Raw genomic sequence first — 16,473 nt, 5'->3', positions numbered from 1 at the left:
AGCGGATGCGCCGCTACCTCGTGGCCAGGGAACGGATGCGGGAATTCTCGTCGCAGTGCTACGCCGTCGTGCGCGCCTACGTGGTGGAGGCCGGCTCTCTATGGCTTCGCTGTTCATAGAGAGTGTCGGCCGGGTGGGGAGGGAGCCAACACCAAACATTTGGGACGGATAGGACCAGAAGGAAGAGAGACCACAAGGAAGGAGGACCACAAGGAAGGGGGTAGGTGAGTGGTTGCGTCAGGTGCGGAGGTGACGTCTAGAGCTGCGCCACCTACGGTGGCGTGTTCGCGCGCAAGGGCGCGCTCAGTGCTGCGGAGGAGTCGAGAGCATGTGCGGTGGTCGAGGGCACGCGAGTTCACCGATAGGGCAAGTTTGCGTGGCGCGCGTGCAGCACACTGCTGGGCGGGGGTTGGACCACAAGAGGAGGGTCCGGGGGACATCGCAACGGGTTGATTCGTTCGCATCAAACGAGAGACGTTGTTTGCGGGCGGACATGGTCGCCAGCGTCAACTTCTCCCACGGAAACCGCACCTCACCGGGAAGAGTGAAAGGACTGGGCAGGTGCCGCGGGTGCGTGCAACGATTCGTCGGTGAACAAGCGACAGTTGCAAGATGCGAACCGAGGGGTCCGCCTCCTGACTGGTCACATGCGTGCGACTGGTGAGTCTCTGGACGCTGCGATTGCTGCTGGTGACAACGCCGCTGGCTATGCGATGGCGGACCCCCTTGTTACCGTTGCGGCGATCTTGATCAGGCAGCTGAAAACTGCACTGCAAAGTGATACTTCAACAGCACTCGAACGGGCGCGGACTTTCTGTGAACCGGGGTACGAAGAATATCGCCTTGTAGCAGCCGGTCTGGTCGACGCAATCATTGCAGGGGAAGCGCCGCCAGGAATTGACGCTGGAGCAGGCGCGGTTGCCCTTGGCGCGCAGGAGATCGCACGGGGCGCAGCCTGCGCGATCGCTGATATTTCTGGCGAACATCGAAATGCGGTAGTGGCGCGCTTGCGCAGTCAGCTCAGGGCGCAGGGGGAGTCTGTGCAAATTTCAGATAAGGAAGGTGTCGAGGCGAATATGGAAGAGTACGCTGCCGACCCCAAGATGCGGCAGAGTCGGGTAGATGCCGCAGTGATCTTGGTACGGGCGATGCGTGCGGCGGCGGGTTCCCTTCACAACCGAGCAGTGGATATGCACGAGCAGGGACGAATTCAGGAGAGGGATTCGTACGAGGGCGTCAGCCGAGTCACCATGACGGCGGCAGCACTGGGTGCTGGTGCAATCCATCTCATCGACGTCGGCAACCACTACCCCGCCTACGCATTGCTCCGGCAGGTTGTCGAGACTGAGTTCGTTCTGTGGAAGTTTCAGCACGACCCCAGTTCGGTTGCGGCATGGCTGAACTCGGACCGTGAAAAGCGAGAGCAAGGATGGAAGCCCTCCCGGATCTATCGTGACGTCGACAACGACTATCGACAGAAGGACTATTCAGGGCATTGTGAACTTGGCGGTCACCCGACTCCGACAGGGACCTTGCTGGTGATGCAGCAACCAAGCGCGGTCGCTGAGGCAAGTCTGCTCGGGGACTTGATCAATCATTTAAAAGAGGCACAGGCCCATGTCGTAGCCGTGGCAGACGTCCTGGACAAGTGCAGTTCAAGCGCTACACAGTTGATCGACAATCCTTTGCGAGGGGAGCTTGAAAACATGCTCGCCCACTGGGGGCAAACCGACAGGTACATATTCAGCACAACCTATTTCTCCGATCCGCTGGACTAGATGTGCAACGTCGCTGATCAGATCAATCAGGTTGGATCGACAGCAATGTATTTTACTGTGGCGGTCACCGCTGAGCAGTGTGCATTGCTCTCTTAGGTCGTCGGGCTTCTACTTCGGGATGATGCGCACAGACTCGGGATCGAATGCCTTTCGCCCGCGCGGTGCCGAGTACAAGCGGACCTCGCACAATAACTCGATCACCGCTCGTCGGGCGGCGAGGTCGGCTTCGTTGAAGGCATCGACCGGTGAAGAGGCGCGCAAGATCTCGGATGCGGCCGTGCCCGCCGTGAGGCCGATTCGTTCGGTTTCCAGAGCTGCGATCTTGTCTTCCGTCTCTCGCTTGATCTCGGCGAATAGCTCGCCGTCGATCAGTTCCGCCTTATAGTCGGCGCGTGCTCGTTTGAGTCGATCACGTTCTGTCTGTTCTGCCCGGACGAGCGTTTCGATGCGGTCATCGTCCTGTTGGACAAGCAGATCAGCGAGATCCGGTTGGGCGAGTCTTCGTTCAACGAACTGCAACACGAAGCTGTCGACCATGTTTCGGACTCGCATGATGTGGCCTGCGCAGCGGTATCGGAGACCGTGCGCTCGGACGGGCGAGTCGCAGATACCGCAGAGGTATAGGCCGGATCCAAGGTGTTTGCGTTCGGTACCGGCGCGGTTGGACTTCCGCCGCGGGTCGTCCAGTCTGCGTTGCACATCAAGCCAGACCCCGTCCGGCACGATGGCTTCCCACATGCCGCGCACTGGTGCCCCGGTCTCGTCGCGAACTATTTCCCCATCGAGCATGCTCCAGCCCGCGTATCGCGGGTTTCGAAGTATCGAGATCACAGATGTTGGATTCCATGGTCGGCCGCTACGTGTTGGCAGCTGCGGCACCAATTTTGGAAGATCCTGGACCATAGTTCGGTCACCTACTGCACGAACGGTCGGCTCGGCGCCGGAGAGTGCAGCCGCTATGGCCTTCAGCGATGATCCATTTGCGAAGGCTTGGTACACCGCCCGGACCGCTTCGGCCTCGTCCGGTACCAGCTCGCCGTCGAGGGTGTACCCAGTGGCGCGGATGCCCCGCGGAGGTCGGCCCTTGGCGGCTCGCTGGCGTTGAGCGCGGCTTTGTCGTGCACCCTTTCGTTCCATCTCGGCCCGCGCGACCGCTGCCTTGATACGGGCGTACATCCGGCCACCATCGGTTTGCAGGTCAGCCTCACCGTTGGCGGTGACGAGCCGAAGCCCTTGCGTTTCAGCCGCATCGATCCAGTCCTCGAGCTGGCGAGGCTGGCGCGTCAGCCTGTCAAGGTCCCAGGTGATCAGGGCATTGAACCGGCCGGCCTTGTAGTCCTCGACCATCTGGTCGTAGGCGGGCCGGTTCTTCGCCTTGTTGAACGCGGAGATGCTGTTGTCCGTGTACGTTTCGACCACAGTCCACCCCTTGGACTTGGCGATGGCCTCGCAGTCCTCGCGCTGGCGCTCGACGGCGAGCCCTTCGCCGGTCTGGTCGAGGCTCACCCGCAGGTAGATCGCGGCGTGGACAGGAACGATCGACATGACGTGATTCTACTGCGGGATGTGGTCGAGTTCCGCTTCAACGTCTGAGGCGTTTGAAGCAGTAGTGCCCCAGGCTGTATCACAGCTGGTAGAAAGCTGGTTGCACTCTAATTGGTGACTTGGGCGGAACCGAGCCATTGTGGGCACAATGTGCTTTGGCGGGGCTGTCCGAGCGCAGTACGCGGATGGGGGAAGGTTCGCATCGGCACGTGCCATCGCCGCAATGGAATGGGATTTGGCACGCGGGGGTGTCAGTCCGTTTTGCTCGCCACCCGTCCGAGGCTGTGCTGCGTTCGCCGTCCTCGCCAGAAGCATGGCGGGGTGATGGAAGCCAGAATCCAGCGTAAAACGAGTACCGAAAATGGCGATGCCTGCGGGGAGAAGATCGTCGCTTCATGATGGGTGATGATGAATCAATGAAGGACAGCGTAGCTTGTCTCATCAAATATTAGCCAAATGGTGACACGTGCCGCCGGGCATGATCATAATTTGAGTTGGCGTGATTGGTGATGACGGGACAAGTGGGGTAGTGGTGACTACGGTATCGCAGCAAGCTATCGAAGATATCCGGAGCGCGTTCGTTGAAGCTGAAGTAGCTGCGAGGGGATACTCTTTCGCTAACTACGACGATGCCGCCGCTGCGGCCACAAATCTTCTGCGAAAGGCAGGCCGGATAGAGAGGTCCAGCCTCGACCTCTCCGTAGCTGTGCAGATTGCTCGACTGCTGGGGAAATATCGCGCAATTGCGCTAACTTATCAGCGCAAAGACCAAGCTGCGCTGGCAACCGCACGAATGGGACAAATATTTAGAGATCTTCTTGTTCCTAATCGGGATGAGGCCAGGTTGGCTGGTTCCGAAATGCTTGAGCGGTGCGCGAATGAATATTTAGTGCTACGCGACAGAAGAGCGGCAGGAATCGAGTTGACAAACGCGGGTCTTCTTCGTGTGGAAATGTACAACGCGACGACCGATCAATTGCAATATGCGATGAAGTTACTCCAACGCGGGCGTGATCTGAAAAAGGGGAATAGAGTCGACTGGGCATACAGCGAATTCAATATAGGTATCTGTCTGAAGAATCTGTATAAAAACAACCCTTCTCAATTGGAGCGGGCACATAAATGCCTGAAGGATGCATGCAAAGTGTTCGACGCTAGTGCGTCGGTTGAGAAATACCGCACAGCCTATCTGGCTGAGACGTGCGAAGCATTGATTGACTGGTGGAATGCGTCGCGGAATATCCTCATTGCGAAGTTGGTATCAAAAAATCTAAATGATATGCCTGAACAGTATCATGCTACGGATATCGACAGGGTGCAACTCTTCCACCTCTTAAAGAGCAATCCGCAAGCCATTGGGCTCTCGGCAACGCCTGATTGGGTGGCCGATGTTGGGCATCCGACCATACCACGAAACAGCTTTCCTGCTCCTGAAGTTCTTCTTGAGGAATTGAGGCAGGAGCTGGATCAGTTCCCTCCTGGTAGTGCAGACCACACGCGACTGAGATGGTTTATTCATAGAATTTCCTCAGAGCTGCTAGGACGCGATGACTTCGACGACGCGTTAGCTAGCATGTTGAGCGATTGGTTCGACAAGGGAAACTTTGAATCTTTCTTCGTCTACGCCCGAGACGTACTTCCGTCTGTGAACGTTAGCGTGGAAGCACGGAGAGGAATTTTAACTCGAATGCTGACATGCGTCGAGCACTTCCGCAGGACATGGGCTGAACGAGATATAGAGCGATTTTTGTTGCGTAATCCGGTTCAGCTTAGATTTGTCGCATGTCAGTTGGCGGAAGTTGGGAATTGGTCGGAAGCGTTCGATATGCTCGAACTCTCCCGTGGATTGTTATCGAGTGGTACAACCAGTTACAGCTCTGTGCCGATAATTAAAGACGAATCTCATTTTTGGTTGCATATTACACATGGGCCGGATGCAACTCACGCTATCGCTCGATATGCTAGCAACGGAAAAATCGCAACGTTTGGACGTTCCTTTTTTGGCTTATCCGGCAAGTACTTGGCTGGTTTGTTCTCTGGTCCGGAAGGTTTGCTCTCAGCGCAGTACGCGGGAGACATGAGTGGAGTGAGTACGGCGGTGAGCAGGATAGCGGCTTCCGTTCAGGAACTCGTAGAATGGGTGAAAATAAATTGCGTCAACAAACATGTAGTTGTAATGCCGGGAGGATTCTACCAGGCATTCCCTATTGCGACTCAAATTTATACCTCCTCGCTAGGTGACGCGATTCCCCAGTTCGCTTCGAGTGCTCCCTCTATGACTTTGGCGGCATCGCAGGCCGAGGCTCCTACTGTCAAAGAGGTGGGAATATGTGTGGCGGCTGATGTGGCAGGATTTTCGCCGTTGAAGTGGGCGAAGCTGGAAGAAGGATTGTCCCGGTCATCTACTGATCATCTTCGGTTTCGCGAGGTCACTGGAACCAAGGTGGATCTAATAAGTGACATGCAATTAGTCGACCTTATGCACTTTTCAGGGCACTCATACGCTGCGCCGGACCCTCTTGACTCATCTGTTGTTTTGCATGGAGGAAGTCTGACAGTCCGCGATATTCTAAAGTTGAGGTCTGTTTCAAAAACTTGTGTTCTGAGTTCTTGTCAGTCTGGGGCTACCTTCAACTTCGTCCGACAGGACGAGTATCTCAGCATACAGTCTTCGCTTTTCTATGCGGGCGCTATAGCGGTAATCGGCACCCTGTGGCCGGTCAAGGACTTTGTGGCCTTTATTTTTGGGATGCTATTTTATCGGACATTGAGTGTCGAAGCTGAGGTAATCCCCGCGTTCTTTCAGGCGATTCGTGACCTAGCGACCTTGACCCGGGAACAGCTTGATGAGCTGCTGTCGGGGCAAGATGTCGAAGCGCCGAAACTGTACTCCGCTCTGGGTGAACAAGAGATTGTATTCCCCGATTTTAGCGACCATGGCGCATATACCCTCATGCTGAGGTCGCCGTTCGCTGATCGGTGACACGTATACGTAGGAGCTATCCCAACGGTTTTCGGGACGAAGGTCTTCGACCCGCGTTGCGGGTACTTCGATGGATCGAGATGACCGACGTCGAGTTTCATGGTCGGCCGCGAGTTGGGAGTTGCAGCCGACTTGGAAACATCCGGCTCATCGTCATGCGATCCGACTGTTCACATTCGTCTCGGCGCCGTCAATCCAGCTTCGGATAAGCCTATGAGCGATGGGCTAGCCGTTAACGTCAGCGCGAGCACTGGGAGCAGATCGCCAAGCTAGCTAATTCGGAATGACCGCCGAGGGATATCCCCGCGACTGTGGGGCGCACCTCGGAGGCGAGTTGGTCCCAGACGAGGCCTAATCGGTCTGCGTGGCGTGCCAGACTTCTAACTGGCGCCTCGATCGCGCTTCCTGTTGCTACAGGGTCGGATTCTTACGGAAATGACTATTGCCGAAGCAGGAATTGTATCGGTTTAGGCTGCATTAATCGCTTCAAGGGAAGGTGAGACAGGTTGATTGTTGCGTTTGCCCGAAGGGGGGCGGAGCACATGGTGAATCGGTCGAGGTAGCAAGGTACAGTTGGCTGGTGATTGCCGCGGTTGTCTTTGATGTCGGAGAGACGCTGGTCGATGAGACTCGGGAGTATGGAACGTGGGCGGACTGGCTTGGCGTGCCCAGGCATACGTTCGCGGCGGCCTTTGGAGCCGTTATCGCAACCGGTCTCGACTATCGGGAGACGTTCCAGATCTTCCGTCCTGGGTTCGATCTCGATGAGGAACGGCAAGCGCGAGCTGATGCGGGGCAGGCTGAGTGGTTCGGTGAGGATGATCTCTATCCCGATGTGCGACCTGCATTGTCGAAGCTGCGGGAGATGGGGATTTGGGTCGGGATTGCCGGGAATCAAACAGTGCGCGCGGGGACTTTGCTCCGGGGGCTGGACCTGCCCGCCGACTTCATCGCTACCTCTGATGACTGGGGTGTGCACAAGCCTTCGCTCGAGTTTTTCGCCAAGGTTGTCGAGGCGGCGGGCCGACCAGCGGAAGAGATCATCTACGTCGGTGACCGTATCGACAACGATGTGGCTCCCGCCAAACGAGCCGGTATGCGGACGGCCTACCTTCTGAGGGGTCCTTGGGGGTGGATCCACCGCGACAAGAAGGAAGTCGCTGATCTGTCCGATTGGCAGATCAGCGACCTCAACGAACTGGCGAACATCGTGGTGGCAGAGAATTCCGCCGGTTAGCCGACCAAAGAATTGACGGTCGTATGCCAGTCGTACAACCGGGCGTCGAGCTCTCGGACCGAGGGCAAGGAATCCCACTGTGTGAGCGTTTGACGCACGGCCTTGATTCGATCCAGCGCAGTCGCATACCAGTTGCTCGCAAGTAGATTCAAGGCTTCCTCAAGGTATCGGCACGCCTGCTCGGGGTTCTTCTCCAGCACGGCTGCGGCGGCCGCATCGGCGAGATAGATCGACCTCTGCTTCGCATCCGCGGCGGGTAGGACGCTGAGTACTTCCTCCAGGGTCTCGCGCGCTTCGCGGCCTCGGCCGGCGAGGATGAGCGTGTTTCCTTTGAAGCCTGCGAGCCTGACTGGAGAAAACCAGTCGAACCACTCTGGTGACGGATGTGAGTTGCTGTCATGTTCGCCGTAGATTTTCTCGGCGTGATGGATGAGGGCAAGCGCCCGGCGTGGATCACCTAGCCGAGTTTCGACCTCTGCCTCGACAGCGTCCAGCCAAGCCATCGTCTCGGAGTTGGCGTTGCCCCTGCTCGCGAAAGCCCTTGCGGCACGCAGTCGTTCCCGAGCCTCCTCGGCGCGAGTTGCGTCGCCCGAGAACGCTGGTGCGAATGCCATGTGCGCGAGCGCGGCCGCGCCGAGAAGCGAATCTCCGGCTTCGTGCGCAGCTTGAAGTGCGAGTACGAGACTCGGTTGCGCGAGCTCGGGCTGTTGTAGATCGAAGAATCCCAAGCGCCCGGCCAGAAGACTCGATTCCGAGACGGCTCGTGCCAGAACCGTCTTGGCCGCGCCCGATACCCGCGGCAAGAGCTCGAGTCCGAACTGAGCATGCTCGGCGACAAGACGGTGCAGGCGGGCCGCTGGGGTCGACCAGTACAGGTGGCGATGGGACGCTGTGATCGCGGCGAATTCCTTCGCGACCGAAGTTGGCAGGAGTGATGCGGCTGCGCCGAAACCTCTGTGCGCAAATGGATGTGCGTGCCTGTCCGCGAGCTTCTGACCTGCACGTGAATCGCTCTCCGCTTCGGCCCACGGTGGTGAGAAGCCCAACTCGGTAACCGGCCGCTTGAAGAGCGCCTCCAGTGCCGCCGCGTGGTCGGGGTGTGGCCACGGCGGATTCGCGGATTCCCACCTACGGACCGTTCGGCTGGCGACCTCGATGCGTAGTCCGATCTGACGCGCAGCTTCCGTCACAGCTTCCGCGAGTGCTGTTTGGGATCGAAAGCCGAGCGCCTGCCTGGCCGCGCGGAGTGAAGCGTTCCCTGTCGATGCCATAGGGGCCAGGTTAGTCCACGTAGGGGACTCTCCCGCAAGGGAATTGCGTACGAAAGTCCTATTGATGTCCCCTCGCATGGCCTTTATGCGGCCGTTGAGTTTTGCGAATCTCATGAGAGATCTACAGCTGCCGCTCAGCGGAAGCGATGCTCATCCGAGCCGCGGCTGGCCAAAGTCAACGGGAGGGAAGACGGATGGTGGAACAGGATGTCGGCTTGTCAGGAGATGCCCGGCCGCGAATCACGGTCAGCATGTGCGGCGCCGCTTACGCGCGCGGAGTGACCGGCCCCATCGAGCAGGTCATGTGCCTGCTCTGTCAGCGGATGGTGCCAATGATCGATGGGCGGATCGGGGAGCACCGTACCGATGGGCCGGATATGTGCACATGGACGGGTGTCGAGGTCATCGATGACCGGCCTGCCGAACTGAGGGGAGGTGTGCGTTGACGTCGACCGGTCGCCCCCGGGCCATCGGATTCTTGCGGACGGATATCGCAGGCTCGCATCAGAAATGGTTGGAGACGACAATGCGGAGCTTGGCCAAGCGGCTCGGTTACGACTTGTGCAAAACGATTGCGCTGTCGGCGAAGACGGATGATCCGGTCGGGTTGTTGCTCGATCAGGTCGAGCGGAGTCAGGCGGAGGCGGTCATCGTGCCGGGGCGCGTGCATCTGGATGGTCACATCGAGCGGGTGATGCGGCGGGCCGATGTCATCTTCGATGCCGATGACGTGGAGGCTCGCTGGCCGATTACAGCTGTGATCGATAGGTGGCGTCCCTGACTCCGATTCTTTGTCGGGCTACCGCTTCGCCGTCGGACCACACCGCCCGCCGAAGCGAGCGGCTTGATCGGGGAGACCGGCATCCACCACGTCCATCACCGTGGGCAGTAAAGCGGCACGCATCGCATGACCCACACACCAGTTGTGGTGAGTGCGATCCGGTTCGTCATGCTGCCGAGAACTTCGCGATAGATGCGTGCCGAGGGCGCAGGTCGATCGGCAGGCCGTCGTCGGGGGTGGGGCCGGCGCACCAGGTGAGTGGTACCTGGTAGTCGGCGGGAACGGTCCATTCGTACCGCAGCAGCATTCGGTGCATGATCGACTTCACGGTCATTCCTCCTCTTCACCCCGGGCACCGCGCAGGCCGCCGCGAAGTTCGCCGGTTGACATCATCGGCATGAGCGCACACTGCGGTTCGCCAGAGCCAGTCGGGCCGGAACGTCAACTCTGACCCTCTGCATAGAAGTAGTGAAGCCCGCACATCGCTGTTGGTAGAGAATCTGCTGAGCCCTCATCCGGGTATCCCGGGAGGGACTCGGCCGTACCGCGGGGCTGCGCGCTGAACGGTTCGGTCGGCGCGGTATGCGGCTGAAGCGGCTTGCCGGGCGATCGGCTATGGCCGGGCTGCTGTCGACCCGAGTGGTGGCCTACCCTTCCGCAGCGGACGATTACCGGAGTCGCCGGTCCGGCGCTTGTGACGACCCTGGAGATGAGGCGTGATGACGAGGGAAGAAGGCTTCGATCGTCGGATCGAACCGTTCCGGACGGAGCTGCTGGCGTACTGCTACCGGATGCTGGGCTCGGCGCACGACGCTGAGGACCTGCTCCAAGACACGTATCTGCGGGCGTGGCGGGCGCGGGAGCAGTACGACGAAACGCGCAGCTCACTGCGCACCTGGCTCTACCGGATCGCGACCAACGTCTGCCTGACCGCGCTGCAGACTCGCGGCGGCCGACCGCTGCCATCGGGACTGGTGGCCGCGGCGGATCCGCTCGGGCCGTTCGTGCGGGGAGAGCACGCCGCCTGGCTGCAGCCCTTACCGGATTCGTTGCTGGACAACGCCGATCCGTCCGCGACCGTGATCGATCACAGCAGCCTGCGCTTGGCATTCGCTTCCGCCCTGCAGCACCTGTCGGCGCGTCAGCGCGGTGCGCTGATCCTGCGTGAGGTGCTCAGCTTCTCCGCGGCCGAGACGGCGGAGATTCTCGGCACCACCGTCGTATCGGTGAACAGCTCCGTGCAGCGGGCGCGCACCCGCCTGAAAGAGGTCGGGGTCGGGTTGGAACGGGTCCGCGAACCGTCCACGACCGAGCAGCGCGCCTGGGTCGAGCGCTACATGACGGCGTTCGCGCGCGCCGATATCGAGGGCCTCAAGCGTCTGCTCACCGAGGACGTGATTATGGAGATGCCGCCGATGCTCAACTGGTTCTCCGGCCGCGGCAACTACGGCCTGTTCATGGAATGGGTCTTCGAGGCGGCCGGGAAGGACTGGGTTCTCCAGCAGGTCGCCGCCAACGGGGGCCAACCCGGATTCGCCGCCTATCAGCGCGTCGGTGGCCGGTACGAACTGCACACGCTCCAGATCTTCACAGTCACCCCCGAGGGCATCAGCCGGAATTCGGTGTTCCAGGATCCCGAGATTTTCGCGGCTTTCGGCCTGGCGGCCCGACTCGACGCCTAGACCCAAGAGTTTCCTTCCAGCGGCGCGATGAGTTCTGATGCCGCCGCCGGTATGTATTCCCGAGGTCGCCGGAACACTGCAGGCGATCCGACCACCAAGGGAGACTCCGATGTCGAACCATCGCGCCGCAGACGAGGCCGCGATCCAGGCCGTGCTGGCTGATTCCTACAAGGCGTGGGAGGCGGGCGACGCCGACGCCATGGTCGCCAACTACACCGTGGACGCGACTGCCATCATGGCGGGCTCGCTCCGCGACAGTCGTGAGGTGATCCGCCAGAGCATGGCGCTGGCCTTCGCAGGGCCGCTCGCGGGCAGCTCAACCTACAACAAACAGCTCAGCGTCCGCTTCATCGGCGAGGATGCCGCGATCGTCATCAGCGAATCCGCCATCCTGTTCGCCGGCGAGACCGAAGTTCCCACCGACGAGCGCAAGGTGAACGCGACGTGGGTCCTCGAGAAGCGCAACCATCAGTGGCTGATCGCCGCCTATCACAACAGCCCGGTACTGGCGCCTTCCCAGTGAGCCGCGGCGTGAACCAGCCACCGCACTGACTGGACGGCCCTCATCCGCCGATGTGGATGAGGGCCGCCCGTCGCAGGGTGTATCGCGCCCTCGCGCTGGCGCTGCAAAGAAGTAGGGTAGCGCGCGTATCGCTGCTGGTAGCGACTCTGTTGAGCCCCCATCTGGTATCTGGTGGGGCTCCGTCGTTCCGCCATCCAGCCCGCTAGCCGGTTTCGATGAGCGCGCTATGCGGCTATTCGAGACTGGTGGTAGGGCTTGATCCGGGCCAGGATCGAGTCTCGGTGCCCGGTGGGGGCTACCTATGGCCGTCGGCGGCCGCGGTGAGTCGGTAGGCCAGGGCGCGTACGGCGTCTTTGAGGGTGTCGGGGTGTTCGATGACGAACGGGCGATTCAGGCCGGCGAGGACTGGGGGAATCCAGTCGAGTTGTTCGGCCCGGATTCGGACCCGGACCCACGGGCGGGTGTCGGCCGGCGGTGAGTCGATCTCGTGCATGGTCGCGATCGTCGCGGGGAGCAGCGGGCGGACCTGGCTGAGCGTGCCCTGCACTCGGATCGATACTTCGTGCCGGTAGGGCGCCGTGGCAAATGCGGACAGTAGGTGAGCTGCCGGCTCGAATCCGATGGGCGGAGTGAACGTTCCGGGCAGTGTGGTCACCGCGGTGATCCGGTCCAGCCGGAACTGGCGTAGTTCGTCGCTGTTGCTGTCCTGTCCTGTGAGGTACCACCGGCCGGAGTGGTCGACGAGCCCGTAGGGGTGCACGGTCCGCTCGCTGGGCCGCCCGTTTCGGTCGGTGTAGTCGATCGCGACCGGTCGGTGCTCGCGGGTGGCCTCGGCGAGGCGGAGCAGGACGGCGGTCTCGACAGCGGCTTCCGGGCGAGCGTCGGCGGTGAACTCGGCGGTGTTGATCAATGCGTCCAGCCGGGCCGTCAGGCGGGCGGGCAGGACGCGGCGGAGTTTGGCCGTAGCGCTGTCGGCTGCGCGGGCGGAAGCTGTCGATCGGTCGGCGCCGTGGTTGGTGAGGAGTCCGAGTAACACCGCCACCGCCTCGTCGTCGGTCAGCATCAGCGGCGGCATTCGGTACCCGGGGGCGAGCTGGTAGCCCCCGTAGCGGCCCCGAGCCGATCGGACGGGGATATCCAGGTCGGTGAGATGGGTGACGTATCGCCTGACGGTGCGTTCATCGACGCCCAGCCGTCCGGCCAGTTCACCGACGGTATGGGTACCGCCGGCCTGCAACAGCTCGAGCAGGGCCAGCACGCGGGCGGTGGGGCGCGTCATCGGGAAATTCTCGCATCTATACCGGGCGGAAACTGTCCGGTATCGACTCTACGGTGGCATGCGGCGGCGGAACTTCCGCCTCATCCGACAGCAGGAGCACACAATGAAGCTCGTCTCGATCCGCCTGATCACCGATGACATCCAGCGGTTGGTCAGCTTCTATCAGCACGTGACCGGTGTCGAAGCAACTTGGGCTACGCCGGATTTCGCCGAAATCGTCACACCGGCCGGCGCACTCGCGATCGGAAGCACCCGCACCGTGGCGCTGTTCGCGGCAGGCAGCGCGCGCCCAGCCGACAACCACACCGCGATCATCGAATTCCTGGTCCCCGATGTCGATGCCGATTACCGACGGTTGCGGGATGCGGTCGAGGATTTCGTCAACGAGCCCACGACGATGCCGTGGGGGAACCGGTCGTTGCTGTTCCGCGATCCCGACGGCAACCTGATCAACCTCTTCACACCGGTCACCGCGCAAGCCGTCGCCAAGTTCGCTTCTTGACATCCGCTCATCGGCATGAGCACGCACTCGAGTCGACTAGAGCCAGACCCGTGAAAGCGGAACCTCGATCGGTGATGGGGCGGCTCCGCCCGATCCGCGCTGCGGCTAGATGGGCTGGCGGGTTTCGTCGAGACCGGCGATGCCCTCGGCGAAGCCGACGGCGGGCTCGTACTTCAACTCGCGGCGGGCCAGGGTGATGTCGTATCGCCTTGGCAGGGCGAGGAATTCGATCTCGAATCGGGTCAGTGGCGGACGCCCGGGCAGCGGCAGGGTGGACCAGAGCCATTCGGCGGCACGGGCGAGGGCGAATAGCGGCCCGGACGGGACCGACCGAGTCGGCATCGACGCGCCCTGGGCAGCGAGCACGCCGGTCAGAAACTCGCGGACCGGCATCGGCTCGGCGTTGGCGATGAGGTACGTGCCGCCGGGCGTGCCCTCGCTCAGCGCGGCGGCGACAGCGGCGGCGACGTTGTCGACGTGGACATGTTCGAAACTTGCCATGCCGTGATCGATCAGCGGCAGCTTGCCGGCGCGGGCGCGGGTGGCCAGGTCGGCCAGCTGCCCCGAACCCGGACCCCAGATGAAGGTGGGCCGCAGCACGATCGTCTCGATCACATCCGCGTGCGCGCGGATCAGGTGTTCGGCGGCGAGTTTCGCTTGGCCGTAGCGCGAGCTGGGCACGGCCGGGGTGGGCTGGGATTCGGTGATGTCGAGCAGCGGCCGGCCATCCTGCAGCACTGATTCACTGCTGATATAGACGAATCGGCGTACACCGTGCCGCACGGCCGCAGCCAGCACATCGCGCGTGCCCTGCACGATCGCCTCATCGAGGGCACGCTGAGGAGCCCACGTCGACACCAACCCCGCCGCATGAACGACGACGTCGATACCGGCCAGCCGATCTTCCCAGGCCGCCACGTCCTCGAGGCTGCCCGGCACGACGGTTACCTGCGGAATGCGCCTGCCCGTGCCCCGGACCAACGTCGATACGTCGTGTTCGTCGGCCACCAGCCGATGCACCACACGTTGCCCCAAAAACCCGGTCGCACCCGTAAGCAGCACCTTCATCCCTATCGTCCTTTCTCGAAAGTAACTTGACCAGTCATCATAGTATGATCGTAGCTTGACCGGTCGGCATAGTATTCTGGAGACATGCCTCGTCCCCCATCCGATTCCCGGCCGCGCCTGGTGGCGGCCGCCCGCGAGTTACTGCAACGCCAGGGCTATCAGGCCACCGGGCTCAGTGAGATCGTCGCTGCCAGCGGCGCCCCCCGGGGCTCGCTGTACTACCTGTTCCCGGGCGGGAAGCAAGAGCTGGCGGTCGCGGCGATCGAGGAATCCGCGGAGGAGTTCACCCGGTTGATTCGGGAAACTGCCGCCCACGCGCCGGATGTGCGCTCCTTCTGCGAGCAATTCGCCCTGCACTTGAGCCGCGGACTCGTCGAATCGGGCTATCTGGGCGGGTGCCCGGTCAGCACGGTCACCCTCGATTCCGCTCCGCGCTCCACCGCACTCACCCTCGCCTGCCGTGACGCCTATCGGCAATGGCGCACCGCCTTGACCCAGGCGCTGGTGCGGTACGGCATTCCGGCGGCGCGCGCCGAACGGCTCGCGGCACTCATGCTGTCAGCGGTCGAGGGTGCCATGATCATCGCTCGTGCCGAATGCTCCACCGTCCCGCTGGACGACATCCACCTCGACCTGGCCGCTCTCGCGATCGCAGCCACTGATTCCACTGGGACCCAAACGTCCAGGGCGACCGAAGGATAAGCTTCGGCACTCCAGACTCTGTCGTGCGTCTTATGGGACTGTCGCGGAGTGATCGGGCCCTCGCCTCGACCGCGGTTCTGAGCATCCTGTACTGCCGAATTCGCTTTCAGGTCAGAGAAGTTCAGCGCGATAGGCTTTCGGTCATGAAGCGGCCAGACCAGAGCTCTCCGCCGACCTACGATGAAGCGCTGCGAATCGCGCGCGATCTGGTGCGGGATCCCGACACTCTTGTCCCATACCCCCACCAGGGGCTGGAGAATGCTCGCTACGGGCAAGGTTTCGCGTTCTTACAGACAATCGGAACCGACCGCGGCGAGATGGACGGCTACGTCCTGGTGACCACGACCAGTTACGGCAGCGGGCTACTGTCCGCGAGCGGAGACACCATCGAATCGGTAATCGCCGAACACTTGTCCCAAGCCGAACATGCCAACAGACACATCCCCGACAGCGAACTGTCGGTGGCGCACCGCCTGGCGCTCGAGGCCTACGACGGCGGCCTCACACGCATAGGCGAGATACCCCGGAGCGGAGCGATCGCTCCCGAGGTAGCCGACTACGCCGAGTTCCTTCTAATCGGACTGCGGCGCAGGGGCGTCCGAGGAGACTCGGCACGCAGCATCTTCGCCCGCAATGATTTCCTGATGCAAAGTCCGGCCGCTGGGCGTCGATACACGCAACCCTGCCCGCACTGCGACCGGCCGACGATCTATGAGGAACGCTACCCCCGCGCGGTCTGCGATCACTGCCTGAGCCGCACCACCGACCACGCCGGGCGCCGGGTCAGGGGTTTCAACACCAGTATGAGTGGCGGGATGATCTGCTACTACGCGGATACGCTCGAGCACCCGGACGGCTCCGGCTCCCAGAAGGAGGAATGCGTCGAGACCACTCGAACCGGGGCATGTTTTATCGACGGACACCCCGCGACCATGCAGGAGGCACGTTTCGGCGGGATCGTCGTCCAGATGGAGCCCCGCAAGTCGGCACGTCGGAGGTGGTTTCGGTAGGCCGAACGAGCCGTAGTGCCCGCATACCGCGTCGACCCAACCATCAGCACCCGTCAGCGGTGACCATCGTCGTGGGGTAACGGGTCGGACGCTGTGTCAGTCACCGTGTCAG

Annotated in this window: 15 protein-coding genes; 10 read left to right on the top strand and 5 right to left on the bottom strand. The window is 61.6% G+C overall.

What is annotated here, in order from left to right:
• The first annotated feature begins 590 nt into the window (after window positions 1–590).
• A complete protein-coding gene (locus ACWESM_RS32680; protein WP_452495054.1) occupies window positions 591–1,778 on the top strand; it encodes a hypothetical protein in 1,188 nt (395 codons plus the stop codon).
• 108 nt (window positions 1,779–1,886) lie between these two features.
• Here ACWESM_RS32680 and ACWESM_RS32675 read toward each other — a convergent pair whose 3' ends face one another.
• Window positions 1,887–3,323 carry a recombinase family protein gene (locus ACWESM_RS32675; protein ID WP_452495052.1) on the bottom strand — a complete coding sequence of 479 codons (1,437 nt, stop codon included), beginning with the start codon at window positions 3,321–3,323 and terminating at the stop codon, window positions 1,887–1,889.
• A gap of 499 nt (window positions 3,324–3,822) precedes the next feature.
• Between ACWESM_RS32675 and ACWESM_RS32670 the strand changes: the two genes are divergently transcribed.
• Window positions 3,823–6,306: a CHAT domain-containing protein gene (locus ACWESM_RS32670; protein ID WP_452495051.1), complete on the top strand. Its 2,484-nt coding sequence runs from the start codon at window positions 3,823–3,825 to the stop codon at window positions 6,304–6,306.
• 580 nt (window positions 6,307–6,886) lie between these two features.
• A complete protein-coding gene (locus ACWESM_RS32665; protein WP_452495049.1) occupies window positions 6,887–7,543 on the top strand; it encodes an HAD family hydrolase in 657 nt (218 codons plus the stop codon).
• Here the strand turns inward: ACWESM_RS32665 and ACWESM_RS32660 are convergent.
• The gene (locus ACWESM_RS32660) at window positions 7,540–8,814 is read right to left on the bottom strand and encodes a hypothetical protein (protein WP_452495048.1); all 1,275 of its coding nucleotides are present in this window, start codon (window positions 8,812–8,814) and stop codon (window positions 7,540–7,542) included. The genes ACWESM_RS32665 and ACWESM_RS32660 overlap by 4 nt on opposite strands.
• 194 nt (window positions 8,815–9,008) lie before the next feature.
• Here ACWESM_RS32660 and ACWESM_RS32655 point away from each other — a divergent pair, with 194 nt between their 5' ends.
• Window positions 9,009–9,260 carry a hypothetical protein gene (locus tag ACWESM_RS32655; protein ID WP_452495047.1) on the top strand — a complete coding sequence of 84 codons (252 nt, stop codon included), beginning with the start codon at window positions 9,009–9,011 and terminating at the stop codon, window positions 9,258–9,260.
• A gap of 89 nt (window positions 9,261–9,349) precedes the next feature.
• A complete protein-coding gene (locus ACWESM_RS32650) occupies window positions 9,350–9,595 on the top strand; it encodes a hypothetical protein (RefSeq protein ID WP_350909553.1) in 246 nt (81 codons plus the stop codon).
• A 166-nt stretch (window positions 9,596–9,761) separates the two neighbouring features.
• Here the strand turns inward: ACWESM_RS32650 and ACWESM_RS32645 are convergent, their stop codons facing one another.
• Entirely contained in the window at window positions 9,762–9,929 is a 168-nt protein-coding gene (locus tag ACWESM_RS32645; RefSeq protein WP_452495046.1) for a hypothetical protein, read from the bottom strand.
• A gap of 385 nt (window positions 9,930–10,314) precedes the next feature.
• Between ACWESM_RS32645 and ACWESM_RS32640 the strand changes: the two genes are divergently transcribed.
• Both ACWESM_RS32640 and ACWESM_RS32635 read left to right on the top strand, forming a co-directional pair.
• A complete protein-coding gene (locus tag ACWESM_RS32640) occupies window positions 10,315–11,277 on the top strand; it encodes an RNA polymerase subunit sigma-70 (protein WP_452495045.1) in 963 nt (320 codons plus the stop codon).
• A gap of 109 nt (window positions 11,278–11,386) precedes the next feature.
• A complete protein-coding gene (locus ACWESM_RS32635) occupies window positions 11,387–11,800 on the top strand; it encodes an SgcJ/EcaC family oxidoreductase (RefSeq protein WP_364435262.1) in 414 nt (137 codons plus the stop codon).
• 295 nt (window positions 11,801–12,095) lie between these two features.
• Here ACWESM_RS32635 and ACWESM_RS32630 read toward each other — a convergent pair whose 3' ends face one another.
• Window positions 12,096–13,079 (bottom strand): helix-turn-helix transcriptional regulator, encoded by a 984-nt coding sequence (locus ACWESM_RS32630; RefSeq protein ID WP_452495043.1) that lies wholly within the window; start codon window positions 13,077–13,079, stop codon window positions 12,096–12,098.
• A gap of 103 nt (window positions 13,080–13,182) precedes the next feature.
• On the opposite strand from ACWESM_RS32630, the gene ACWESM_RS32625 reads away from it, so the two are divergent.
• The gene (locus ACWESM_RS32625) at window positions 13,183–13,581 is read left to right on the top strand and encodes a VOC family protein (RefSeq protein ID WP_364435253.1); all 399 of its coding nucleotides are present in this window, start codon (window positions 13,183–13,185) and stop codon (window positions 13,579–13,581) included.
• A 105-nt stretch (window positions 13,582–13,686) separates the two neighbouring features.
• Here ACWESM_RS32625 and ACWESM_RS32620 read toward each other — a convergent pair whose 3' ends face one another.
• Window positions 13,687–14,649, bottom strand: coding sequence for an NAD-dependent epimerase/dehydratase family protein (locus tag ACWESM_RS32620; protein WP_452495042.1), 963 nt, complete (start codon window positions 14,647–14,649; stop codon window positions 13,687–13,689).
• An 84-nt stretch (window positions 14,650–14,733) separates the two neighbouring features.
• Between ACWESM_RS32620 and ACWESM_RS32615 the strand changes: the two genes are divergently transcribed.
• Both ACWESM_RS32615 and ACWESM_RS32610 read left to right on the top strand, forming a co-directional pair.
• A complete protein-coding gene (locus ACWESM_RS32615) occupies window positions 14,734–15,351 on the top strand; it encodes a TetR/AcrR family transcriptional regulator (RefSeq protein WP_355078632.1) in 618 nt (205 codons plus the stop codon).
• Window positions 15,352–15,494: 143 nt separating this feature from the next.
• The gene (locus ACWESM_RS32610) at window positions 15,495–16,361 is read left to right on the top strand and encodes a hypothetical protein (RefSeq protein ID WP_355078633.1); all 867 of its coding nucleotides are present in this window, start codon (window positions 15,495–15,497) and stop codon (window positions 16,359–16,361) included.
• Window positions 16,362–16,473 lie beyond the last annotated feature (112 nt).

This window comes from Nocardia sp. NPDC003999 (assembly GCF_053604885.1).
This window is presented reverse-complemented; position numbering and strand designations above follow the sequence as displayed.

Coding starts and splice junctions, on each gene's coding strand:
- ACWESM_RS32655 (WP_452495047.1), top strand. CDS start 9,009: ATGGTGGAACAGGATGTCGGCTTGTCAGGAGATGCCCGGCCGCGAATC.
- ACWESM_RS32645 (WP_452495046.1), bottom strand. CDS start 9,929: ATGACCGTGAAGTCGATCATGCACCGAATGCTGCTGCGGTACGAATGG.
- ACWESM_RS32620 (WP_452495042.1), bottom strand. CDS start 14,649: ATGAAGGTGCTGCTTACGGGTGCGACCGGGTTTTTGGGGCAACGTGTG.
- ACWESM_RS32640 (WP_452495045.1), top strand. CDS start 10,315: ATGACGAGGGAAGAAGGCTTCGATCGTCGGATCGAACCGTTCCGGACG.
- ACWESM_RS32615 (WP_355078632.1), top strand. CDS start 14,734: ATGCCTCGTCCCCCATCCGATTCCCGGCCGCGCCTGGTGGCGGCCGCC.
- ACWESM_RS32635 (WP_364435262.1), top strand. CDS start 11,387: ATGTCGAACCATCGCGCCGCAGACGAGGCCGCGATCCAGGCCGTGCTG.
- ACWESM_RS32675 (WP_452495052.1), bottom strand. CDS start 3,323: ATGTCGATCGTTCCTGTCCACGCCGCGATCTACCTGCGGGTGAGCCTC.
- ACWESM_RS32630 (WP_452495043.1), bottom strand. CDS start 13,079: ATGACGCGCCCCACCGCCCGCGTGCTGGCCCTGCTCGAGCTGTTGCAG.
- ACWESM_RS32625 (WP_364435253.1), top strand. CDS start 13,183: ATGAAGCTCGTCTCGATCCGCCTGATCACCGATGACATCCAGCGGTTG.
- ACWESM_RS32660 (WP_452495048.1), bottom strand. CDS start 8,814: ATGGCATCGACAGGGAACGCTTCACTCCGCGCGGCCAGGCAGGCGCTC.
- ACWESM_RS32610 (WP_355078633.1), top strand. CDS start 15,495: ATGAAGCGGCCAGACCAGAGCTCTCCGCCGACCTACGATGAAGCGCTG.